This window comes from Bifidobacterium sp. LH_424, assembly GCF_056356895.1.
Genome location: NZ_JBKEVC010000003.1, coordinates 94,281 through 112,790, shown reverse-complemented (window position 1 = coordinate 112,790; position 18,510 = coordinate 94,281). Strand labels below are relative to the sequence as shown.

Below are 18,510 nucleotides of genomic sequence, written 5' to 3'. Positions count from 1 at the left end.
AGCGCAAGGATTCCCGGGTGACGGGGACATTCCCCGGGATTGTTTGCGCTGGCGACGCGCCAGCGCGACTTTTCCCGGACCGAGCCGGTTTCCTCCGGGATTTCTTGCGCCGGGTGCTAGGCTGTCGGCATGTCCTATCTGTTCCGGGCCGCGACCGCATCCGATCTCCAGGCCATCACCGACATCTACAACGCGTCCGTCGTCGAAGGCGGCGCCACCGCCGACCTCGCGCCCCGCACCCTCGACCAACGCCGCGCATGGGTGGAATCGCACCAGCCGCCCTACGGGGTGTTCGTCGTCGAGGCGACGGACGACGGTGACGATGCCTCCCGTGGCGACGAAGAGGTCGCATGCGACGGTGGTCAGACCGTTCAGAGGGATTGCGACGGCGCCCGTCCCCGCGAGGTCGTCGCCTTCGGCGCGTTGTCCGTGTTCTATGACCGCGCCGGATACGACGGCGTCACCGACCTCGCCTACTACATCGCGCCGCGATGGCGGCACCGCGGCGTCGGCACGTTCCTGCTCGACCATCTGCTCGACGAGGCGAGGGCCCACCGCATGCGCAAGGCCATCGGCATCATCTTCGCCGACAACGCCGGATCGACCGCCCTGATGCGCCGCTTCGGCTTCACCCGGTTCGGGCTCCTCCCCGCCGCCGCCACCGACGCGACCGGCCTCATGCACGACATGTCCTATTGGTACCTCGACCTGTGACCGGCGGGGCGCCGGCTCTTCGCCGACGGCTGCCTTGACTGAGGCGGTGGGTACAATCTGTTCGGTCGAAAACGAGTAAGGCGCAGTAAGGAGCAACGCATATGGCATCGGATTTCTGGCTGATCGCGGGACTGGGCAACCCGGGCAAGAAGTATGAGGACACGCGGCACAACATGGGCTTCATGACCGCCGACGTGCTCGCGGAACGCTGGTCGGTCGCCTTCTCCGACCACAAGGGGCTCGCCATGCTCGGCAAGGGCGCGATGCACCTCGACGGCCGCGCCGTCAAGTTCTTCCTCGCCAAGCCGCTCACCTACATGAACGAATCCGGCAACGCGGTCTCCTCGATCTGCTCCTACTACCAGATCCAGCCCGACCACGTCATCGTCATCCACGACGACATGGACCTCGACTTCGGCCGCATCAAGGTCAAGGCTGGCGGCTCGGCCGGCGGCCACAACGGCATCAAATCCATCGACAAGTCGCTGGGCACGCCGAAGTACGCGCGCGTGCGCATGGGCGTCGGCCACGCGCGCCGCGGCGCCAACGCGCACGACAACACCATCAACTGGGTGCTCGGCGGCTTCGGGCCCGACCAGCGCAAGCAGCTGCCCGAATTCCTCATGGACGGCGCGGACGCCGCCGAGGACATCATCTTCAAGGGACTCGCCAAGACCCAGGAGAAGTTCAATGGCCGCTGACGCCAAGGAGACGCCCGCGTCCGTCACGTCCGAACTCGGCCTCGTCGACGGCTCGCTCGCCGGGCTGCTCGAACGGCTCGCGGACGGCGATCCCGCGTTCCGCAAGGTCGCGTCCGGCGACATCGAACCGCCGGAGGGCGTCGACGACGCGATCGTCGTCGGCATGCCCGAAGGCATGCGCCCGGCGCTCGCCGCCGCCATCGCACAGGGTGTGGGCGGCACAGACGGCACAACAGGCAAGGCCGGCAAGCCGGTCGTGCTCGTCGTCGCCTCCGGGCGCGAGGCCGAGGAGACCGTCGGCGCGCTGCGCTCCTGGTATGACGGGAATCCGGACGACATCGCCCAATTGGAGGCGTGGGAGACGCTGCCGCACGAGCGGCTCAGCCCCCGCGCCGACACGGTCGCCAGCCGCATGGCCGTGTTCCGTCGCCTGAAGCATCCGAGCGACGCCGATCCGATGTTCGGGCGCATCCGCATCCTCGTCATGCCGGTGCGCTCGCTCATCCAGCCGATCGTCGCCGGCCTCGCCGACGTCGAACCGCTCGTGTTCACGCGGGGCGAGGACCTGCCGCTCGACGAGGCGGCGGCCCGTCTCGTCGAGAACGCGTACACGCGCGTCGAGCTCGTTATGGACCGCGGCGAGTTCGCGGTGCGCGGCGGCATCCTCGACGTGTTCCCGCCGACCGCGCCTCACCCGGTGCGCATCGAGTTCTTCGGCGACGAGATCGACGGCATCAGGGAATTCCACGCCTCCGACCAGCGCACCTACGGCGACGGCCTTACGACCATCTGGGCGACGCCATGCCGCGAGCTGCAGCTCACCGACCGGGTGCGCGCCCGCGCGAAATCGCTGATCGGCTCCATCCCGAACGCCGACGACATGCTCGAATCCATCGCGAACGCCGTCCCCGTCGAAGGCATGGAATCGCTGATGCCGGCGCTCATCGACGACATGGAGCCGGTCGCCGGCCTGCTGCCCGGGAACGCCGTCATCCTGCTGAGCGACCCGGAGAAGCTGCGCCGCTCCGCCGAGGACCTCGCCAAGACGGCGAACGAGTTCCTCGCCGCCAGCTGGCACGTCGCCGCGTCCGGCCACGGCGCCGGCGCGCCCATCACCTTCGACCAGGCGAGTTTCATCGACTATGACGAGGCGATATCCGCGCTCGAGAACTCGAAGCACGACGTGATCCGCCTCACCAGCTTCACCGTCGACGGTTCGCGCCCGGGGCGCGTGCAGGTCGACGCGACGAATCCGGGGGAGTACCGCGGCGACGAGTCGAAGGCCGCCGCCGGCATCGAAGGCCTCATCGACGCCGGATTCGACGTCGCCATCACCGCGGCGGCCAAGGGCACGCTCGCACGACTCAAGCGAGCCGTCAACGCGACCGGCATCACGCGGTTCGACGCGATTCGCTCGCAGGCCGTCGACGGTTTCGTCGACAGACAGGCGAAGACCGCCCTGCTCACCGAACGCGACCTTACCGGCCGCACCTCGGCGATGGCGCAGGCGAAGACCCCGAAGCGCCGCCGCAAGGCCATCGACCTGATGGAGCTCAAGGCCGGCGACTACGTGGTGCACGAGCAGCACGGCATCGGACGGTTCGTCGAGATGCGCCAGCGCACCATCGGCACCGGCGCGAACCGCACCACGCGCGAATACCTCGTCATCGAATACGCGCCGAGCAAGCGGGGCGCCCCGACGGACAAGCTGTTCATCCCCACCGACCAGCTCGACCAGGTGAGCAAGTACATCGGCGCCGAAGCGCCCAAGCTCAACAAGCTGGGCGGATCCGACTGGGCGGCCACCAAGGCGAAGGCGCGCAAGCACGTCAAGGAGATCGCCGACGACCTGGTGAAGCTGTATTCGGCCCGCCAGCGCACGCCCGGCTTCGCGTTCAGCCCGGACACCCCGTGGCAGAAGGAGCTGGAGGACGCGTTCCCCTACCAGGAGACCGCCGACCAGCTCACCACCATCGACGAGGTCAAGCACGACATGGAGCAGCCGCGTCCGATGGACCGTCTTATCTGCGGCGACGTGGGCTTCGGCAAGACCGAGATCGCGGTGCGCGCCGCGTTCAAGGCCATCCAGGACGGCAAGCAGGTGGCCGTGCTCGTGCCCACCACGCTGCTCGTCCAGCAGCACTACGAGACGTTCACCGAACGCTACGAGGGCTTCCCGGTCAACGTGGCGGCGATGAGCCGCTTCCAGAAACCCAAGGAGATCAAGGAGACCATCGAGGGGCTGGCGGCCGGCACCGTGGACGTGGTCATCGGCACGCACAAGCTGCTCAACCCGAAGATCAGGTTCAAGGACCTGGGCCTCGTCATCATCGACGAGGAGCAGCGTTTCGGCGTCGAACACAAGGAGACGCTCAAGGCCCTGCGCACCAACGTGGACGTCCTGTCCCTCTCCGCGACGCCGATCCCGCGCACGCTGGAGATGGCCGTCACCGGCATCCGCGAGATGTCGACGCTCGCCACCCCGCCGGAGGACCGTCTGCCGGTGCTCACCTACGTGGGCGCCTACGAGGACGCGCAGGTCACGGCCGCGGTGCGCCGCGAGCTGCTGCGCGGCGGACAGGTGTTCTACGTGCACAACCGCGTGGAGGACATCGCGCACATCGCCGACAGGATCCACACGCTCGTGCCTGAGGCGAAGGTCGGCGTCGCGCACGGCAAGATGGGCGAGAAGCAGCTCGACCAGATCATCCGCGACTTCTGGCACCGCGACATCGACGTGCTCGTGTGCACGACGATCATCGAGACGGGCCTCGATATCTCGAACGCGAACACGCTGATCGTCGACCATGCGGACCGTTTCGGCCTCTCGCAGCTCCACCAGCTGCGCGGACGCGTCGGCCGCGGCCGCGAACGCGCGTACGCGTACTTCCTGTACGATCCGTCCAAGCCGATGACCCAGCAGTCGCACGACAGGCTCGCGACGATCGCGCAGAACACGGCGTTGGGCTCCGGCTTCGACGTGGCGATGAAGGACCTGGAGCTCAGGGGCACCGGCAACCTGCTCGGCGACCAGCAGTCCGGCCACATCGAGGGCGTCGGCTTCGACCTGTACGTGCGCATGGTCTCCGAGGCCGTCGAGAAGTACAAGGAGCCGGACAAGGCCGCCGAACCGGTGAACGTGTCGATCGACCTGCCGGTCGAGGCGTCGATCCCGGTGGACTACATCGACTCGGACAAGCTGCGCCTCGAGGCGTACCGCAAGCTCGCCGCCGCCCGCGACGAGAACGACCTCAAGGACCTCGCCGAGGAGCTCGCCGACCGCTACGGCCCGCTGCCGGAGGAGTTCGAGATGCTGTTCGGCGTGGCGCGCCTCAAGTTCAGGGCCAGGAAGCTCGGCATCTCCGAGATTCTCGCCCAGTCGAACCGTCTGCGCGTCGGCCGCGTCGACCCGCCCGAGTCGATGCTCATGCGCATGTCGCGCATCTACAAGGGATTCCAGTACCGGCCGGTCACGCACCAGATGATCATCCCCACGCCGTTCGGCGGCTCCCTTGGCAAGGGGCCGATGCCCGGCGAGCAGGTGATGGACTGGGTGTCCGACCTGCTCAACGACCTGGCCTACGTGCCGGGCAAACGCCGGTAGCCGGGCGGCGGGGGAGCGGGGCGGGGCGCGGACCCTGCAAGGCCCTACAGGATCGTCTCCATGCCGATCTTGTAGGGCTTGAGACCCATCCGCTCGTAGAACGCCTGCGCGCCGGGATTGCACGACCAGACGTTGAGCGTCACGTTGTAGCAGCCGGCGCCGCGGGCGAAATCGAGCACATGCCGGTAGACGACGGTGCCCACGTGCCGCCCGCGCGCCGCCTCGTCGACGCAGATGTCGTCGATGTAGAGCGTCGTCACGTCGGTGAGCACGTGGTTGCCCGGATGCCGCTCGAACACGCAGAACGCGTAGCCGTAGAGCGTCGCGTCGTCCGCGTCCGAGAACGCGCCGAAGACCGGGCGTTCGTCGTCGGCGAGGATTCCCGCGAGTTCGTCGTCGGTGTATTTCGTCGCGTCCGCCTTGAACAGGTCGGGGCGGCCGGCGTGATGGACGTCCGCCACCTGCCGCAGCAGGCGGTGGAGTTCGGGGATGTCGCGCTCCTCGGCGCGGCGGATGTGCATGTCGTTCATGCGCGCCAGTCTAGTCGGCGGACGTGGCGCCTGTCCGGACCGTGGAACGTCGGCGGGAGTCGAACGGGGCGTGAAACAACGTTGAAATATCGGTGAACAGTGGGATGTGAACGCTCACAACACGCAATGCGCAACCCTTGCGCGTAGTCCATCAATCACACTATTCTTGACGATGTCATCACAACCTAACGTTAAAGGAGTAGTTGTGGCAGCAATTGAAAGCGTCTACGCGCGTCAGATTCTCGATTCCCGCGGCAACCCGACCGTCCAGGTCGTTCTGGACACCGAGGACGGCGCCCGCGGTCTGGGTCTGGTCCCGTCCGGTGCCTCCACCGGTGAGGCCGAGGCCTGGGAGCGTCGCGACGGCGACAAGTCCGTCTACGGCGGCAAGGGCGTTCTGAACGCGGTCAAGGCCGTCAACGAGGAGATCGCTCCGAAGGTCATCGGCATGGATGCCTCCGACCAGCGCGCCCTCGACGACCTGATGATCGAGCTCGACGGCACCCCGAACAAGGGCCGTCTGGGCGCCAACGCCATCCTCGGCGTCTCCCTGGCCGCCCTGTACGCCGCCGCCGAGTCCGCCGACGAGCCGCTGTACCGCTACATCGGCGGCACCAACGGCCACATCCTGCCGGTGCCGAACATGAACATCATGAACGGCGGCGCCCACGCGGACTTCGCCACCGACATCCAGGAGTACATGATCTCCCCGTACGGCTTCGACACCTACTCCGAGGCCCTCCAGGCCGGCGTCGAGGTCTACCACACCCTGAAGAACGTCCTCAAGAAGGAAGGCCTGAACACGGGCCTCGGCGACGAGGGCGGCTTCGCTCCGAAGATGAAGTCCAACAAGGACTCCCTCAACTACATCATGGACGCCATCTCCGCCGCCGGCTACGAGCCGGGCAAGCAGATCGGCATCTCCCTCGACGTCGCCTCCTCCGAGTTCTACAACAAGGAGACCGGCAAGTACCACTTCGAGGGCGACGAGCGCGACTCCCAGTACATGCTCGACTTCTACGAGCAGCTCATCGAGGAGTACCCGATCGTCTCCATCGAGGATCCGTTCAACGAGGAGGGCTGGGAAGACTGGACCGCCATCACCAAGCTGCTCGGCGATCGCCTGCAGTTCGTCGGTGACGACCTGCTCGTGACCAACCCGGCCCGTCTGGCCAAGGCCATCGAGCTCGGCGCCGCCAACTCCCTGCTGGTCAAGCTGAACCAGATCGGCACCGTGACCGAGACCCTCGACGCCATCGAGCTGGCCACCGCCAACGGCTACACCTCCATGGTCTCCCACCGTTCCGGCGAGACCCCGGACACCACCATCTCCGACCTGGCCGTCGCCAAGAACACCCGCCAGATCAAGACCGGTGCCCCGGCCCGTGGCGAGCGCGTCGCCAAGTACAACCGCCTGCTCGAGATCGAGGAGGAGCTCGGCTCCACCGCGAAGTACGCCGGCTACAGCGCCTTCAAGGCCTGCAAGAAGTACATCAACAAGTGAGTTGATGCCGCTTCGCCGGCGTGCTGAGGCGTCGCCCCATACGGGGCGGCCATAGCGTAGCAACGAATGCCCGTCGCGTTCCGTCGAACGCGACGGGTATTTTGTTGCCCATGACCACACGGAACCGGACACCACGCGCGGGGGACGCCAAGTCCGCCGCGAAGGCGAAGAAGAACCGCCGTTCCGGCAACTCCGGCCCGATCGCCTTCTTCGTCTCCCTGTTCATCATCGCGGTCGGCACCATCCAGCTCGTCTCCACGTTCAACACGTACGCGGCCGACCTCGCCCACCTGAACAGCCTCAAACGCGAGGAGGCGTCGCTCGTCGCCCAGAAGCAGGAGCTGGAGAACGACATCTCCCGCTGGAACGACAAGAACTACGTTGCCGCGCAGGCGCGCGAACGCCTCGGCTTCGTCTTCCCCGGCGAGACCGCGGTGCGCGTGCAGAACCCGCAGGCGGTGACCGGCGACGGCAGCGGCGGCGGGACGAAGACCGACGCCGAGACGGACACGTCGAAGCAACTGCCTTGGTACAGTGAGCTCTCGTACGCGTTCAAGAAGGCCGACGAACCGGTGTCCAAGAACTCCACGGGCACGCAGGGGAAGACCGGAACGCAGAAGAACCGGCAGGATTCCGGCTCCACCTCGACGGACACGACCACGACCAAGAAGGACCAACAGTGACCACCACCATCGACCCGACCGCACTGGCCGACCAGATTCTCGACCATCCGGCCACCGAAGCCGACATCGCCATCGTCGAGCACCAGCTCGGACGCTACCCGCGCGGCATGGCCGCCGTCGGCGCACGCTGCGTGTGCGGCCGTCCGCTCGCCGTCGTCACCCGTCCGCTGCTGCCCGGCGGCGTGCCGTTCCCCACCACCTGCTATCTCACCAGTCCGGAGGCCGTCAAGGCCGCCTCGCACGTGGAGGCCGACGGCGTGATGCAGGAGTACAGCCGACTCGTCGCCGAAGACGAGGACGTGAAGGCCGCCTACGTGCGCGCCCACGAGCTGTATCTCGCGTTCCGCCACGAGATCGCCGTCAAGCTCGGCGACACCGAAGAGCACATCGAAGGCACGTCGGCCGGCGGCATGCCCGTGCGCGTCAAGTGCCTGCACGCGCTGATCGCCCAGTCGCTCGTCATGGGCCGCGGCGCCAACCCGATCGGCGACATGGTGCTCGACCGTGTGAAGGACGAGTTCGACCCGGCCGTGTGCCGGTGCAGCGTGCTGGACTGACAAGGCGGACTACCCCTCAGTCCGCTTCGCGGACAGCTCCCCTGGCAAGGGGAGCCAAAGGAGACAGGCGTTCAATGCCAAGGAAAGGAACATCATGGGCAAGGCGGTGACCGTCGCGGGAATCGACTGCGGCACCAATTCCATCCGACTGAAGATCGCGCGCGTCGACGAGCACGGCATGACCGAGATTGTGCCGCGCCAGCTGCGCGTCATCCGGCTCGGCCAGGACGTCGACAAGACGCACCGGTTCGCCGACGAGGCGCTGGAACGCGCCTACGCGGCGGCGCACGAGTTCGCCGGCATCCTCGCCGAGCATCCGGTCGACGGCATCCGCTTCGTCGCCACCTCCGCCACGCGCGACGCCGGGAACCGCGAGGAGTTCGAGGACGGCATCGAGTCGATCCTCGGCGTGCGCCCCGAGGTCATCCCGGGCACGGAGGAGGCCGACCTGAGCTTTCTCGGCGCCACGTCGGTCGTCGACCGCGGCGACCTCAAACCGCCCTATCTGGTCGTCGACCTGGGCGGCGGCTCCACCGAACTCGTCATCGGCGGCGACGGCGAGACCGCGCCCGCCACGCAGGTGCAGGCCGCGTATTCGATGAACATCGGATCGGTGCGCATGACCGAACGGCATCTCAGGACCGATCCGCCCACCGAGGAGGAGATCGCCGAGGCCGTCGAGGACATCGATGCGCATATCGACGAGGCGTTCCGCACCGTGCCCGCCGGCAAGGCGCGCACCATCATCGGCGTGTCCGGCACCGTGACCACGATGACCGCGCTTGCCATCGGACTGAAGGAATACGACCACTCCGTCGTCGACGGCCACCGCCTGTCCATCGCCGACGCGACGGACATCGACGACCTGTTCCTCAGGATGACGCGCGAACAGCGCCGCGTCTACAAGACGATCCATCCCGGACGCATCGACGTGGTGGGCGGCGGCGCCGTCGTCTGGAACCGCGTGCTCGCCAAGGTGAGCGAGGCCGCGCGGCTCGACCACGGCGAGGCCATCGACTCGTACGTGGCGAGCGAGCACGGACTGCTCGACGGCATCGTCCTCGACTACGGACGGCGCCTGCTCGCTGCGTGACGGGATGCGACGCGCAACGTGCGCCGCATCCCGACGCGCGGGCGCGGCGCATAGTACAATGACACGGTCGGCTCCCGCCGACCACAGGCCCCCGTGGCGAAATCGGTAGACGCAGTCGACTTAAAATCGATCGCTTCGGCTTGCGGGTTCGAGTCCCGCCGGGGGCACTTCATCACCCGGCTTCACGAAATATCGTGGGCCGGGTTTTGTATTTTCGACGATAGGCGATGTTGCGATTGCGTTGGAATCATGCGGCTGCTGGGTGGCGGCCCGGGAGCGGCACGGGACACGGCGCAGGAAGCGAAGACGGAGCGCATGGCTCGGGGCCGTGTTCTCACGCCGATGAAGGAGAGTGTGTCGAACAGCCCCTCCTGGAGCATTCTCTTCTGAGGCGGGGTGGCATGTTAACGGAGCAGCCGGTGCAGTACCGCCGCGAGACCGTTGTTGTCGACGTTTGGCGCAATCATGTCGGCGACTGATTTGACGGCTTCGGTGCCGTTGCCCATCGCCACGCCGATGCCGGCAGTCTGTATCATCTCAAGGTCGTTGTCGCTGTCGCCGATGGCGATCGTGTCGGACGGTGGAACTCCGAGCCGTTGAGAGACTTTCATGAGCGCCGTGCCCTTGTCTACTCCGGGGATAAGGATCTCGCCGTTGTCGTCGCTGGAAGCGTTGATTGATCCGTGGATAATGGTCGCGTAGTCAGCGAGCTCGCGACGCACGTCTTCCACGGTAAGACTGCCGTTCTCGGGGACGTAGAACGTTCCTTTGCGGACTGGAGGCAGAGGGGCAGAATGGTTGGTGATGGTGTGCCAGGAGTCGCGCATCTGCGGATGCCGCAGCAGTTTTCGCCAGATGCCGAGCCGGTGCAGGTAGCATTCGGTGGCGTGCATGCCGTCGGGGCAGTGCCAGGCATACGGCATGGCGTGCGCGGTGAAGAACGAGGTCGCCATGCGGACGGATTCAGCGGGCATGCGCTCGTCGATGATGGTCTCACCGTCGAGCTCGGCGCATGCGCCGCCGTCGGATACGATGCCGTCGAACCCAAGTTCGAGCACCGGTGGATCGATGTCCAGCGCCGCACGGCCCGAACAGATGAACAGCCGGTGCCCGGCCTGCTGCGCTCGGCGGCACTGCTCGCGAGCCGATTCGGGAATGCGGTGGCTGCTGTCCAGCAGTGTGCCGTCGATATCAATAAATACTAGTTTGGATATGCTCATGCGCGTGTTCTCCTATGGAATGCCGACATCAGCGTCTGAACTGTAGATGATGTTTCCTAAGAATAATTCATTCGAATGAATCATGCAATTGTGGGTGATGGTGTGTCTGTAATTCGAATGAATATGAGTCATGCGATAATATGGATTATGTGTGCTGCGGCGATGTGGCGCGGCTGAATGATGTGATTTTGGAGGGTGTATGAAATACCGTGAACTGGCGAAGATTCTCAAGGTGGAGATCGACAAGGGCAAATACCGCGACACGGGAAAGCTGCCCACCGAGCCCGAGCTCATGGAGCGGTTCGGCGCGACCCGGTACTGCGTGCGTAACGCCATTGCCATGTTGGTCGAGCTTGGTGATGTGTATCCGGTGCAGGGCAGCGGCATGTTCGTCCGGGAGAACAGGCGTGAGGGCTGCCTCAATATCAACGGCACGAGAGGCATGACTTCGGAGTTTCCCGGCCATTCCGTGTCCTCCAAGCTGATCAAGCTGGAGCAGCGCGAGGCGGGCGCGGATTCCGCGCGCCTCAAGTGCGCCGTCGACGCCAAAGTCTATAGCGTCTCGCGCCTGCGTCTGTTGGATGACGAACCGTTCGCCATCGAGTACGCCCTGTATCTCAAGGAGTTCGTGCCGTATCTCAGCGAGGAGATCGCCAGTGGCTCCATTTACGCGTACATTCGCGAGGATCTGGGGCTGAGTACGGGATTTGCAGACAAGCTGATATGCGCGCGAGAGCTGGATCATGGTCGGGCCGACCTTCTTGGCCTGTCGGCGGGGGATCCCGCCCTGGTGGTCGAGGACGACGCCTATCTGGCCAGCGGCCGCATGTTCAACGCCGGCACGGTCTACTACCACTATAAGAAGGCCACGTTTTTTAATTTCGCCGACCTGAAGTAGTCCCTTATATGCGTGAGGCGGCGTCGCCGGTGGGGGAGGCGCCGCCTCGCGGTATTCCCTCGGGAGGCGACACGCCGTATCCAAAAATCATTCGAATGAATTTGACACAGCCGAATGAAACTCGTATATTGTAGTCAAGTCATTCGGATTACGCCTATTCATCCGAATGACTTGATACTGAACAAGAGGAATCGGACCGGCGACAAGGACACCGGCCCGGGGACGTCAACCAGTCCAAAGGAGGACGAGAATGAAGGAGTTCGGCAACAAACTGCTCAACGGCTTCATGAAATTCGCGACGACCAAGGCGGTCACTGCTCTGAAGGACGGCTTCGTGCTCACGATGCCGGCCACCTTGGTGGGTTCGCTGTTCCTGCTGCTCGCGAACCTGCCGTTCGAGGGCTACACGGACTTCATGAACCACCTGCTGACCGACAAGTGGAACATCGGCCTGAGCCAGGTGTCCGCCGGAACATTCAATATCTTGGCCGTCATCATCGCGGTCGGCATCGGCTACGCCTACGCGCGCAACGAGAAGGAAGACGGCATCTCCTCCGGTCTGCTAGCCTTGGTCGCCTTCTTCATCCTCTCGCCGTCCTCGGTGAGCATCGACCACAGCACCGTCGACGCAATCAAGGAGGGCACCACCGCCTCCGTGTCCGGCGCGATCTCCACCTCATGGACCGGCGGCAACGGCGTGATCACCGCCATCATCGTCGGCCTGCTGTCCGGCCTGGTGTTCGTCAAGTGCATGAAGCACAACCTCAAGATCAAACTGCCCGACTCCGTGCCTGAAGGCGTGTCCAACGCGTTCTCCGCCATGATCCCCGGCTTCTTCGTGGTGCTCGGCTCCGCCGTCATCTACCACCTGTGTCAGCTGTTCGGCGGCGTGAGCTTCACCGAGCTCATCTTCAAGATCCTGCAGACCCCGATGCAGAATCTCACCGACAACTGGGCCGGCGCGATCATCATCACCCTGCTCATCTCCATCCTCTTCTGGTGCGGCATCCACGGCCCGAACGTCGTCATGGGCATCATGGCCCCGCTGCTGACCGCCAACTCCGTGGCCAACCAGGCCCTCATGGATGCCGGCAAGGCCGTGACCACCGCCGACGGCGGCCACATCCTCACCCCGCAGATCGTCGACTGCTTCGTCAAGTTCGGCGGCACCGGCATCACCCTCGGCCTGCTCATCGCCGGCCTGATCGTGGCCAAGTCCAGCCAGATGAAGGAAATGTCGAAGCTGTCCGTCGTGCCCGGCCTGTTCAACATCAACGAGCCGGTCATCTTCGGCCTGCCGATCGTGTTCAACCCGTTCTTCCTGATCCCGTTCATCGTCGTCCCGCTAATCGCCATGATCATCACCTACGGCGCGATGTACATCGGCTTCCTGCCCCCGTTCGGTGCCGTCCAGGTGCCGTGGACCACCCCGGTGATCATCTCCGGCTTCCTGCTGGGCGGCTGGAAGGCAGCGCTCATCCAGCTCATCATCCTCGTGATCTCCGTGGTCGTCTACCTGCCGTTCGTCAAGAAGCAGGACCAGGCATGGGTCGCCGAACAGGCCGCCAACGACGCCGACATCGAGACGGCCGCCGCCGCGGCCAAGGCCTGAGACGCCGCATCGAACGGCCCGACTCTTCCGATCGGCAATGGTCGGATGACATGGGAGCCCGGTACGAGCAACCACCCTTGCCGGGCCCCCTCCTTATCAACACTTAAATAACACCCATAACAACCAACCGCCCCACGATCGGTATGGGGCCCACTGAAAGGAAAACACCATGAAGATCGTACTGTGCTGCAACGCCGGAATGTCCACCAGCATGCTGGTCAAGAAGATGCGCGTCGCCGCCGAGGCCAAGGGCATCGAGGCCGAAATCGACGCCTACCCGATTTCCGAGGTCGAGGAGAAGGCCGCGAACGCCGACGCCGTGCTGCTCGGACCGCAGGTACGCTACGAGCTCGACCACGTCAAGAAGCTGCTGCCCGGCAAGCCGGTCGAGGCCATCAACCCGCAGGACTACGGCATGGTGCGCGGCGACAAGGTGCTCGAACACGCCATCGCCATCGCCGACGCCAAGTAACCCGACACCAACAGACAGACAACCGACAACCAAACGAACGAACCAAGGGTGGTAACAATGGCAGAAGACAACAAGGACTTCGACTGGGAGACCCTCTGCTTCCAGATGATCACGGCCGCGGGAAGCGCCAAATCCGACTACATCGAGGCGTTGCAGGCGGCCAAGGCCGGCAAATACGACAAGGCCGACGAGCTCATCAAGAGCGGCGACCAGAGCTTCGCGACCGGCCACGACCTGCACACCAACCTCGTGCAGCGCGAGGCGTCCGGCGAGAAGATCGAGGTCAGCCTGCTCATGACGCACGTCGAGGACCAGATGATGGCCGCGGAGACCGTCAAACTGCTGGTCAACGAGCTCATCGCGCTGTACAAGAAGATCAACTGACCCACAGGACCTATCAGGAAAAGGAACACAACATGGGTTTCCCAAGCAACTTTCTGTGGGGCGGCGCAGTGGCCGCCCACCAGCTCGAAGGTGCGTGGAACGAAGACGGCAAGGGCGTATCCATCGCCGACGTGATGACCGCGGGCGCGCACGGCGTGCCCCGGCAGATCACCGATAGCGTCGAGACCGGCAAGATCTACCCGAACCACTGGGGCAACGACTACTACCACCGCTTCCGCGGCGACGACTCGCTGTTCCAGGAGATGGGCTTCAAATGCTTCCGCACCTCCATCGCCTGGTCGCGCATCTTCCCTAACGGCGAGGAGGACGAGCCCAACGAGGCGGGTCTGAGGTTCTACGACGACCTGTTCGACGACCTCAAGGCCAAGGGCATGGAACCGGTCGTGACGCTCTCCCACTTCGAGATGCCGTTGAACCTGAGCCTCAAATACGGAGGGTTCACCGACCGCAGGCTCATCGACCTGTTCGTCAAGTTCGCGCTCACCGTCATGGAACGCTACAAGACCAAGGTGAAGTACTGGCTGACCTTCAACGAGGTCAACAACCAGATGAACCTCGACAACCCGATCTTCGCCTACACCGACTCCGGCATCCGCTTCTCCGAGACGGACACGATCCACGAGCGCAAGCGCAAGGTCTGGCAGGCCGTGCACAACGAGTTCGTCGCCAGCGCCCTGGTCGTCAAGCGCGGCCATGAGATCAACCCCGACTTCCAGATCGGATGCATGCTGGCCATCGTGCCAATCTACCCGGCCACCTGCAACCCCGACGACGTGATGCGCGCCGAAGTCGCCATGCGCGACCGGCTCGTGTTCGGCGACGTGTACGTCAACGGCGAATACCCGAACTACGCGAGGAACATGTGGGCCCGCGAGGACATCGCCCCTCACATGGAGCCGGGAGACGAGACGGTCATCGCCGAAGGCACGGTCGACTTCATCTCCATCAGCTATTACATGTCGATGGCCCTGTCCGCCGACGACTCCACCCCCGGCGACTTCGACTCCGGCATCGCCGGCGTGGTGCGCAACACGTATATCCCCGCCACCAAATGGGGCTGGCAGATCGACCCCGTCGGCCTGCGCTACGCGCTGAGCGTCCTGTACGAACGCTACCGCAAGCCGATCTTCATCGTGGAGAACGGCTACGGCGCATACGACACCGTCAACCCGGATGGCACCATCGACGACGACGACCGCATCGACTACCTGCGCGCCCACATCGAACAGGTCGGCAAGGCCATCGACCTCGACGGCGTGGAGGTCATGGGCTACACCGTGTGGGGCTGCATCGACGTGGTCAGCTTCGGCACCGGCGAATTCAAGAAACGCTACGGGCTGATCTACGTCGACGCCGACGACGAAGGCCATGGCACCTTCGAACGCCGCCGCAAGAAATCCTTCGGCTGGTACCAGAAGGTCATCGCCACCAACGGCGAACAGCTGTAAACCACAGCACGTATACAAGGCGCTTCAAGCGCAACACATCAAACGCATAAAGGAATCATCATGTCTCAGGAATTCACGTTCACCGTATCCGACCCCGAGGGCATGCACGCCCGCCCCGCAGGCCTGCTGGTCGCCAAGGCCCAGGAATACCAGTCGAGCATCATCGTCACCCGCGACGGAAAATCCGTGGACGCCAAACGCATCTTCGGCGTCATGGGACTCGGCGTCAAGCAGGGCGACGAGGTCACCGTCAAGGTGCAGGGCAACGACGAGGTCAAGGCCGCCGCCGAATTCGAGCAGTTCCTCAAGGAGAACCTGTGATGAGAACGATACAAGGCGTTGGAGTCTCCGCCGGCATCGCCATCGGCGCGATCCGCGTGCTCGACACCGCCGACCACGCCGTGGAACGCCGCGTGGTCGACGACCCGAAGGCCGAGGTGGAACGCTTCCGTGCGGCCCGTGATACGGCCGTCAACCAGCTCAAGCAGCTCCGTGACAAGACAGCCGCCGAGTTCGGCGAAGGCAAGGCCGAACTGTTCGACACCCACCAGCTCATGCTCCAGGACCCGGACTACGTGGAAAGCATCGAGGACCTGATCACATCGAGCAAGGTGAACGCCGAGTTCGCGGTCAACAGCACCGCCGAACAGTTCGCCGCCATGTTCGCAGCAATGGACAACTCCTACATGCAGGCGCGCGCCGCCGACGTCAAGGACGTCTCCCGCCGCGTGATCAACGTACTCGAAGGCAAACGCGGCGGCGGAGCGCAGGACGGCGACGGCGACAGTCACATCATCCTCGCCGAGGACCTGGCCCCCAGCGAAACCGTGCAGCTCGACCGCGCCAAGGTGCTGGGCTTCGTGACCGCCAAGGGTTCCGCGAACTCGCACACCGCGATCCTGGCCCGCACGATGGGCCTGCCCGCCATCATCGGCATCGGCGACGCCTTCGACCCGGACGACGACGGCCACACCGCCGTGATCGACGGCACCAGCGGCTTGGCGTTCGTCGACCCGGACGAGGCCACGCTGGCCGAATACCAAGGCAAGAAGGCCAAGTACGAGGAACACCTGCGCCTGCTGCAGGAGCTCAAGGGCAAGCCCACCGAGACCAAGTCCGGCCAGCAGGTGCGCCTGTACGCCAACATCGGCCGCCCCTCGGACGTGACCGCCGTACTGGCCAACGACGCCGAGGGTATCGGCCTGTTCCGCAGCGAGTTCCTGTACCTGGAGAGCGAGGACTACCCGACCGAGGAATTCCAGTTCGAAGCCTACAAGGAAGTCGCGCAGAAGATGGGCGACCGTCTGGTCGTCATCCGCACGCTCGACATCGGCGCGGACAAGCAGGTCGGCTACTTCAACCTAGAGCACGAGGACAACCCCGCCCTCGGCTACCGCGCCATCCGCATCTGCCTGACCCGTCCGGAGATCTTCAAGGTGCAATTGCGCGCCCTGCTGCGCGCCTCCGTGTACGGCAACATCGCCATCATGCTGCCCATGATCACCTCGGTCCAGGAGGTGCGCGACGCCAAGAAGATCCTCGACGAGGTCAAGAGCGAGCTGCGCGGCGGGCACATCGACTTCAACGAACACATCCAGGTCGGCATCATGATCGAGACGCCCGCCTCGGTCATCATGGCCGACGAACTGGCCGCCGAAGTCGACTTCTTCTCCATCGGCACCAACGACCTGACCCAGTACACGCTGGCCTGCGACCGGCAGAACCCGAACCTCGGACGCTTCGCAGACCCGCACTCGCCCGCCGTGCTGCGCATGATCCGCATGGCCACCGAGGCCGCGCATCGCCATGACATCTGGTGCGGCATCTGCGGCGAGCTCGGCGCAGACCTGGAACTGACCGACACGTTCCTCGAAATCGGACTCGACGAACTGTCCGTCTCGCCCACCAGCGTCCTGCCCCTGCGCAACGCCATCCGCAACCACTGAGTGGCGGTTAGCTTTCAACAACTATTTCGACAGCAAGGAAAATCAGCCATGGAAACGCTCGGCATTGATATCGGCGGCACAAAGATCGCCGGAGGCATCTGCGACGAGGAAGGCAACATCCGCTGCCTGCAGCGTGTGCCCACACCGGAGGACGCCGCCGACATCAACGCCGTCGTGGCCGACATCTACCAACAGTGCAAAAAAGAGGGCGACATCAAGGCCATCGGTATTTCGGCCGCCGGCAACGTGGCATCCGACCGACGCACCGTCAGCTTCGCGGCGAACCTGCCGGCATGGAACCAGTACCCGCTCGCCGACGCCATCGAAGATCTGATCGGGAACGGGGTCAAGGTGGTTGTCGAGAACGACGCCAACGCCGCCGGATGGGGTGAATACCGCTTCGGCGCCGGCTGTGACTCCCGGGACATGATCATGATCACCGTGGGCACCGGTGTCGGCGGAGCCATCATCGTCGACGGCCATCTGGCCAGGGGCGCGTTCGGCATGGCCGGCGAGATCGGCCACATGGTCATGGTCCCCGATGGCGAGGCCTGCGGATGCGGCCTGTTCGGCTGCGCGGAGCAATACGCCTCCGGTTCGGCGTTGGAACGGTTCGCATGGTCGGCCGCCAGACGCCAACCCAACCAGTCACAGCACCTGCTCGAAACATGCGAATACGACCGCAGTAAACTTATAGGCCCCATGGTGCGTGACGCCGCCCAACAGGGGGACCCCACCGCCACCGAAGCGTTCGAACGCCTAGGCGACTGGCTCGGCCGGCTCATGGCCAATCTGTCCGCCGTACTGGATCCCGACACCTTCGTCATCGGCGGAGGTGTGGCTGAGGTCGGCAGCATGCTGCTCGGCCCCGCCAGCACCGCATTCAACCGATACCTACAGGCCAGCATGTACCGCCAGCACGCCAACATCCTGGAAGCCAAGGCCGGCGGCAAGGCAGGCATTATCGGAGCTGCCGATCTGGCGAGAGTCGACTAGATGACCAATACTCACGGGAACCGTTTTCGGCCGGTACTCTACGATAAGCGTGGAGTACCGGCCGTCTTCATATCCGCAGCCACGACGGTTGTTGTACTCGTGACCTGTATTGTCGGTGCTTGGCATT

17 protein-coding genes and 1 tRNA gene are annotated in these 18,510 nt (G+C 64.7%); 16 read left to right on the top strand and 2 right to left on the bottom strand.

What is annotated here, in order from left to right; genetic code table 11:
* Window positions 1–129: 129 nt before the first annotated feature.
* The 3 genes from AC1AYP_RS04495 (at window position 130) to mfd (ending at window position 5,019) form a co-directional block, all read left to right on the top strand.
* Window positions 130–714 (top strand): N-acetyltransferase family protein, encoded by a 585-nt coding sequence (locus AC1AYP_RS04495; RefSeq protein WP_476546884.1) that lies wholly within the window; start codon window positions 130–132, stop codon window positions 712–714.
* A 101-nt stretch (window positions 715–815) separates the two neighbouring features.
* On the top strand, window positions 816–1,415 hold the full coding sequence (gene pth / locus AC1AYP_RS04490; protein WP_476546882.1) for an aminoacyl-tRNA hydrolase: 600 nt from the start codon (window positions 816–818) through the stop codon (window positions 1,413–1,415).
* Complete coding sequence (mfd, locus tag AC1AYP_RS04485) at window positions 1,405–5,019, top strand: transcription-repair coupling factor (protein ID WP_476546880.1); 3,615 nt, start codon at window positions 1,405–1,407, stop codon at window positions 5,017–5,019. Before pth ends, mfd begins: the two co-directional genes overlap by 11 nt.
* A gap of 44 nt (window positions 5,020–5,063) precedes the next feature.
* On the opposite strand, the gene AC1AYP_RS04480 is transcribed toward mfd, so the two are convergent.
* Complete coding sequence (locus AC1AYP_RS04480) at window positions 5,064–5,549, bottom strand: N-acetyltransferase family protein (RefSeq protein WP_476546878.1); 486 nt, start codon at window positions 5,547–5,549, stop codon at window positions 5,064–5,066.
* Window positions 5,550–5,754: 205 nt separating this feature from the next.
* Between AC1AYP_RS04480 and eno the strand changes: the two genes are divergently transcribed.
* The 5 genes from eno to AC1AYP_RS04455 all read left to right on the top strand — a co-directional run bounded on the left by eno (window position 5,755) and on the right by AC1AYP_RS04455 (window position 9,553).
* On the top strand, window positions 5,755–7,053 hold the full coding sequence (gene eno / locus AC1AYP_RS04475) for a phosphopyruvate hydratase (protein WP_034526353.1): 1,299 nt from the start codon (window positions 5,755–5,757) through the stop codon (window positions 7,051–7,053).
* A 110-nt stretch (window positions 7,054–7,163) separates the two neighbouring features.
* Complete coding sequence (locus AC1AYP_RS04470) at window positions 7,164–7,736, top strand: FtsB family cell division protein (protein WP_476546877.1); 573 nt, start codon at window positions 7,164–7,166, stop codon at window positions 7,734–7,736.
* Window positions 7,733–8,293: a DUF501 domain-containing protein gene (locus AC1AYP_RS04465; RefSeq protein ID WP_476546875.1), complete on the top strand. Its 561-nt coding sequence runs from the start codon at window positions 7,733–7,735 to the stop codon at window positions 8,291–8,293. The genes AC1AYP_RS04470 and AC1AYP_RS04465 overlap by 4 nt, the downstream gene beginning before the upstream one ends.
* A 94-nt stretch (window positions 8,294–8,387) precedes the next feature.
* Window positions 8,388–9,386, top strand: a complete 999-nt coding sequence (locus AC1AYP_RS04460; RefSeq protein WP_476546874.1) for a Ppx/GppA phosphatase family protein — start codon at window positions 8,388–8,390, stop codon at window positions 9,384–9,386.
* An 87-nt stretch (window positions 9,387–9,473) separates the two neighbouring features.
* Window positions 9,474–9,553: transfer RNA gene (locus AC1AYP_RS04455), tRNA-Leu, on the top strand.
* Window positions 9,554–9,790: 237 nt separating this feature from the next.
* Here AC1AYP_RS04455 and AC1AYP_RS04450 read toward each other — a convergent pair.
* The gene (locus AC1AYP_RS04450; RefSeq protein ID WP_476546872.1) at window positions 9,791–10,606 is read right to left on the bottom strand and encodes an HAD family hydrolase; all 816 of its coding nucleotides are present in this window, start codon (window positions 10,604–10,606) and stop codon (window positions 9,791–9,793) included.
* A gap of 199 nt (window positions 10,607–10,805) precedes the next feature.
* Here AC1AYP_RS04450 and AC1AYP_RS04445 point away from each other — a divergent pair, with 199 nt between their 5' ends.
* The 8 genes from AC1AYP_RS04445 to AC1AYP_RS04410 all read left to right on the top strand — a co-directional run bounded on the left by AC1AYP_RS04445 (window position 10,806) and on the right by AC1AYP_RS04410 (window position 18,383).
* Complete coding sequence (locus AC1AYP_RS04445; protein WP_476532792.1) at window positions 10,806–11,504, top strand: GntR family transcriptional regulator; 699 nt, start codon at window positions 10,806–10,808, stop codon at window positions 11,502–11,504.
* Between the two features lie 250 nt (window positions 11,505–11,754).
* Window positions 11,755–13,116, top strand: a complete 1,362-nt coding sequence (locus tag AC1AYP_RS04440; protein ID WP_051922756.1) for a PTS sugar transporter subunit IIC — start codon at window positions 11,755–11,757, stop codon at window positions 13,114–13,116.
* A 169-nt stretch (window positions 13,117–13,285) separates the two neighbouring features.
* A complete protein-coding gene (locus AC1AYP_RS04435) occupies window positions 13,286–13,588 on the top strand; it encodes a PTS sugar transporter subunit IIB (RefSeq protein WP_476546870.1) in 303 nt (100 codons plus the stop codon).
* A 57-nt stretch (window positions 13,589–13,645) separates the two neighbouring features.
* Entirely contained in the window at window positions 13,646–13,972 is a 327-nt protein-coding gene (locus AC1AYP_RS04430) for a PTS sugar transporter subunit IIA (RefSeq protein WP_033889656.1), read from the top strand.
* 32 nt (window positions 13,973–14,004) lie between these two features.
* Window positions 14,005–15,441, top strand: a complete 1,437-nt coding sequence (locus tag AC1AYP_RS04425; protein ID WP_476502135.1) for a 6-phospho-beta-glucosidase — start codon at window positions 14,005–14,007, stop codon at window positions 15,439–15,441.
* 60 nt (window positions 15,442–15,501) lie between these two features.
* Window positions 15,502–15,762: an HPr family phosphocarrier protein gene (locus AC1AYP_RS04420; RefSeq protein ID WP_100513134.1), complete on the top strand. Its 261-nt coding sequence runs from the start codon at window positions 15,502–15,504 to the stop codon at window positions 15,760–15,762.
* A complete protein-coding gene (ptsP, locus tag AC1AYP_RS04415; RefSeq protein ID WP_476546868.1) occupies window positions 15,762–17,387 on the top strand; it encodes a phosphoenolpyruvate--protein phosphotransferase in 1,626 nt (541 codons plus the stop codon). The genes AC1AYP_RS04420 and ptsP overlap by 1 nt, the downstream gene beginning before the upstream one ends.
* A gap of 48 nt (window positions 17,388–17,435) precedes the next feature.
* Window positions 17,436–18,383 (top strand): ROK family glucokinase, encoded by a 948-nt coding sequence (locus AC1AYP_RS04410; protein WP_476502137.1) that lies wholly within the window; start codon window positions 17,436–17,438, stop codon window positions 18,381–18,383.
* Window positions 18,384–18,510 lie beyond the last annotated feature (127 nt).

Coding starts and splice junctions, on each gene's coding strand:
- AC1AYP_RS04445 (WP_476532792.1), top strand. CDS start 10,806: ATGAAATACCGTGAACTGGCGAAGATTCTCAAGGTGGAGATCGACAAG.
- AC1AYP_RS04480 (WP_476546878.1), bottom strand. CDS start 5,549: ATGAACGACATGCACATCCGCCGCGCCGAGGAGCGCGACATCCCCGAA.
- AC1AYP_RS04495 (WP_476546884.1), top strand. CDS start 130: ATGTCCTATCTGTTCCGGGCCGCGACCGCATCCGATCTCCAGGCCATC.
- AC1AYP_RS04470 (WP_476546877.1), top strand. CDS start 7,164: ATGACCACACGGAACCGGACACCACGCGCGGGGGACGCCAAGTCCGCC.
- ptsP (WP_476546868.1), top strand. CDS start 15,762: ATGAGAACGATACAAGGCGTTGGAGTCTCCGCCGGCATCGCCATCGGC.
- mfd (WP_476546880.1), top strand. CDS start 1,405: ATGGCCGCTGACGCCAAGGAGACGCCCGCGTCCGTCACGTCCGAACTC.
- AC1AYP_RS04440 (WP_051922756.1), top strand. CDS start 11,755: ATGAAGGAGTTCGGCAACAAACTGCTCAACGGCTTCATGAAATTCGCG.
- AC1AYP_RS04430 (WP_033889656.1), top strand. CDS start 13,646: ATGGCAGAAGACAACAAGGACTTCGACTGGGAGACCCTCTGCTTCCAG.
- pth (WP_476546882.1), top strand. CDS start 816: ATGGCATCGGATTTCTGGCTGATCGCGGGACTGGGCAACCCGGGCAAG.
- AC1AYP_RS04425 (WP_476502135.1), top strand. CDS start 14,005: ATGGGTTTCCCAAGCAACTTTCTGTGGGGCGGCGCAGTGGCCGCCCAC.
- AC1AYP_RS04460 (WP_476546874.1), top strand. CDS start 8,388: ATGGGCAAGGCGGTGACCGTCGCGGGAATCGACTGCGGCACCAATTCC.
- AC1AYP_RS04435 (WP_476546870.1), top strand. CDS start 13,286: ATGAAGATCGTACTGTGCTGCAACGCCGGAATGTCCACCAGCATGCTG.
- AC1AYP_RS04450 (WP_476546872.1), bottom strand. CDS start 10,606: ATGAGCATATCCAAACTAGTATTTATTGATATCGACGGCACACTGCTG.
- AC1AYP_RS04410 (WP_476502137.1), top strand. CDS start 17,436: ATGGAAACGCTCGGCATTGATATCGGCGGCACAAAGATCGCCGGAGGC.
- AC1AYP_RS04420 (WP_100513134.1), top strand. CDS start 15,502: ATGTCTCAGGAATTCACGTTCACCGTATCCGACCCCGAGGGCATGCAC.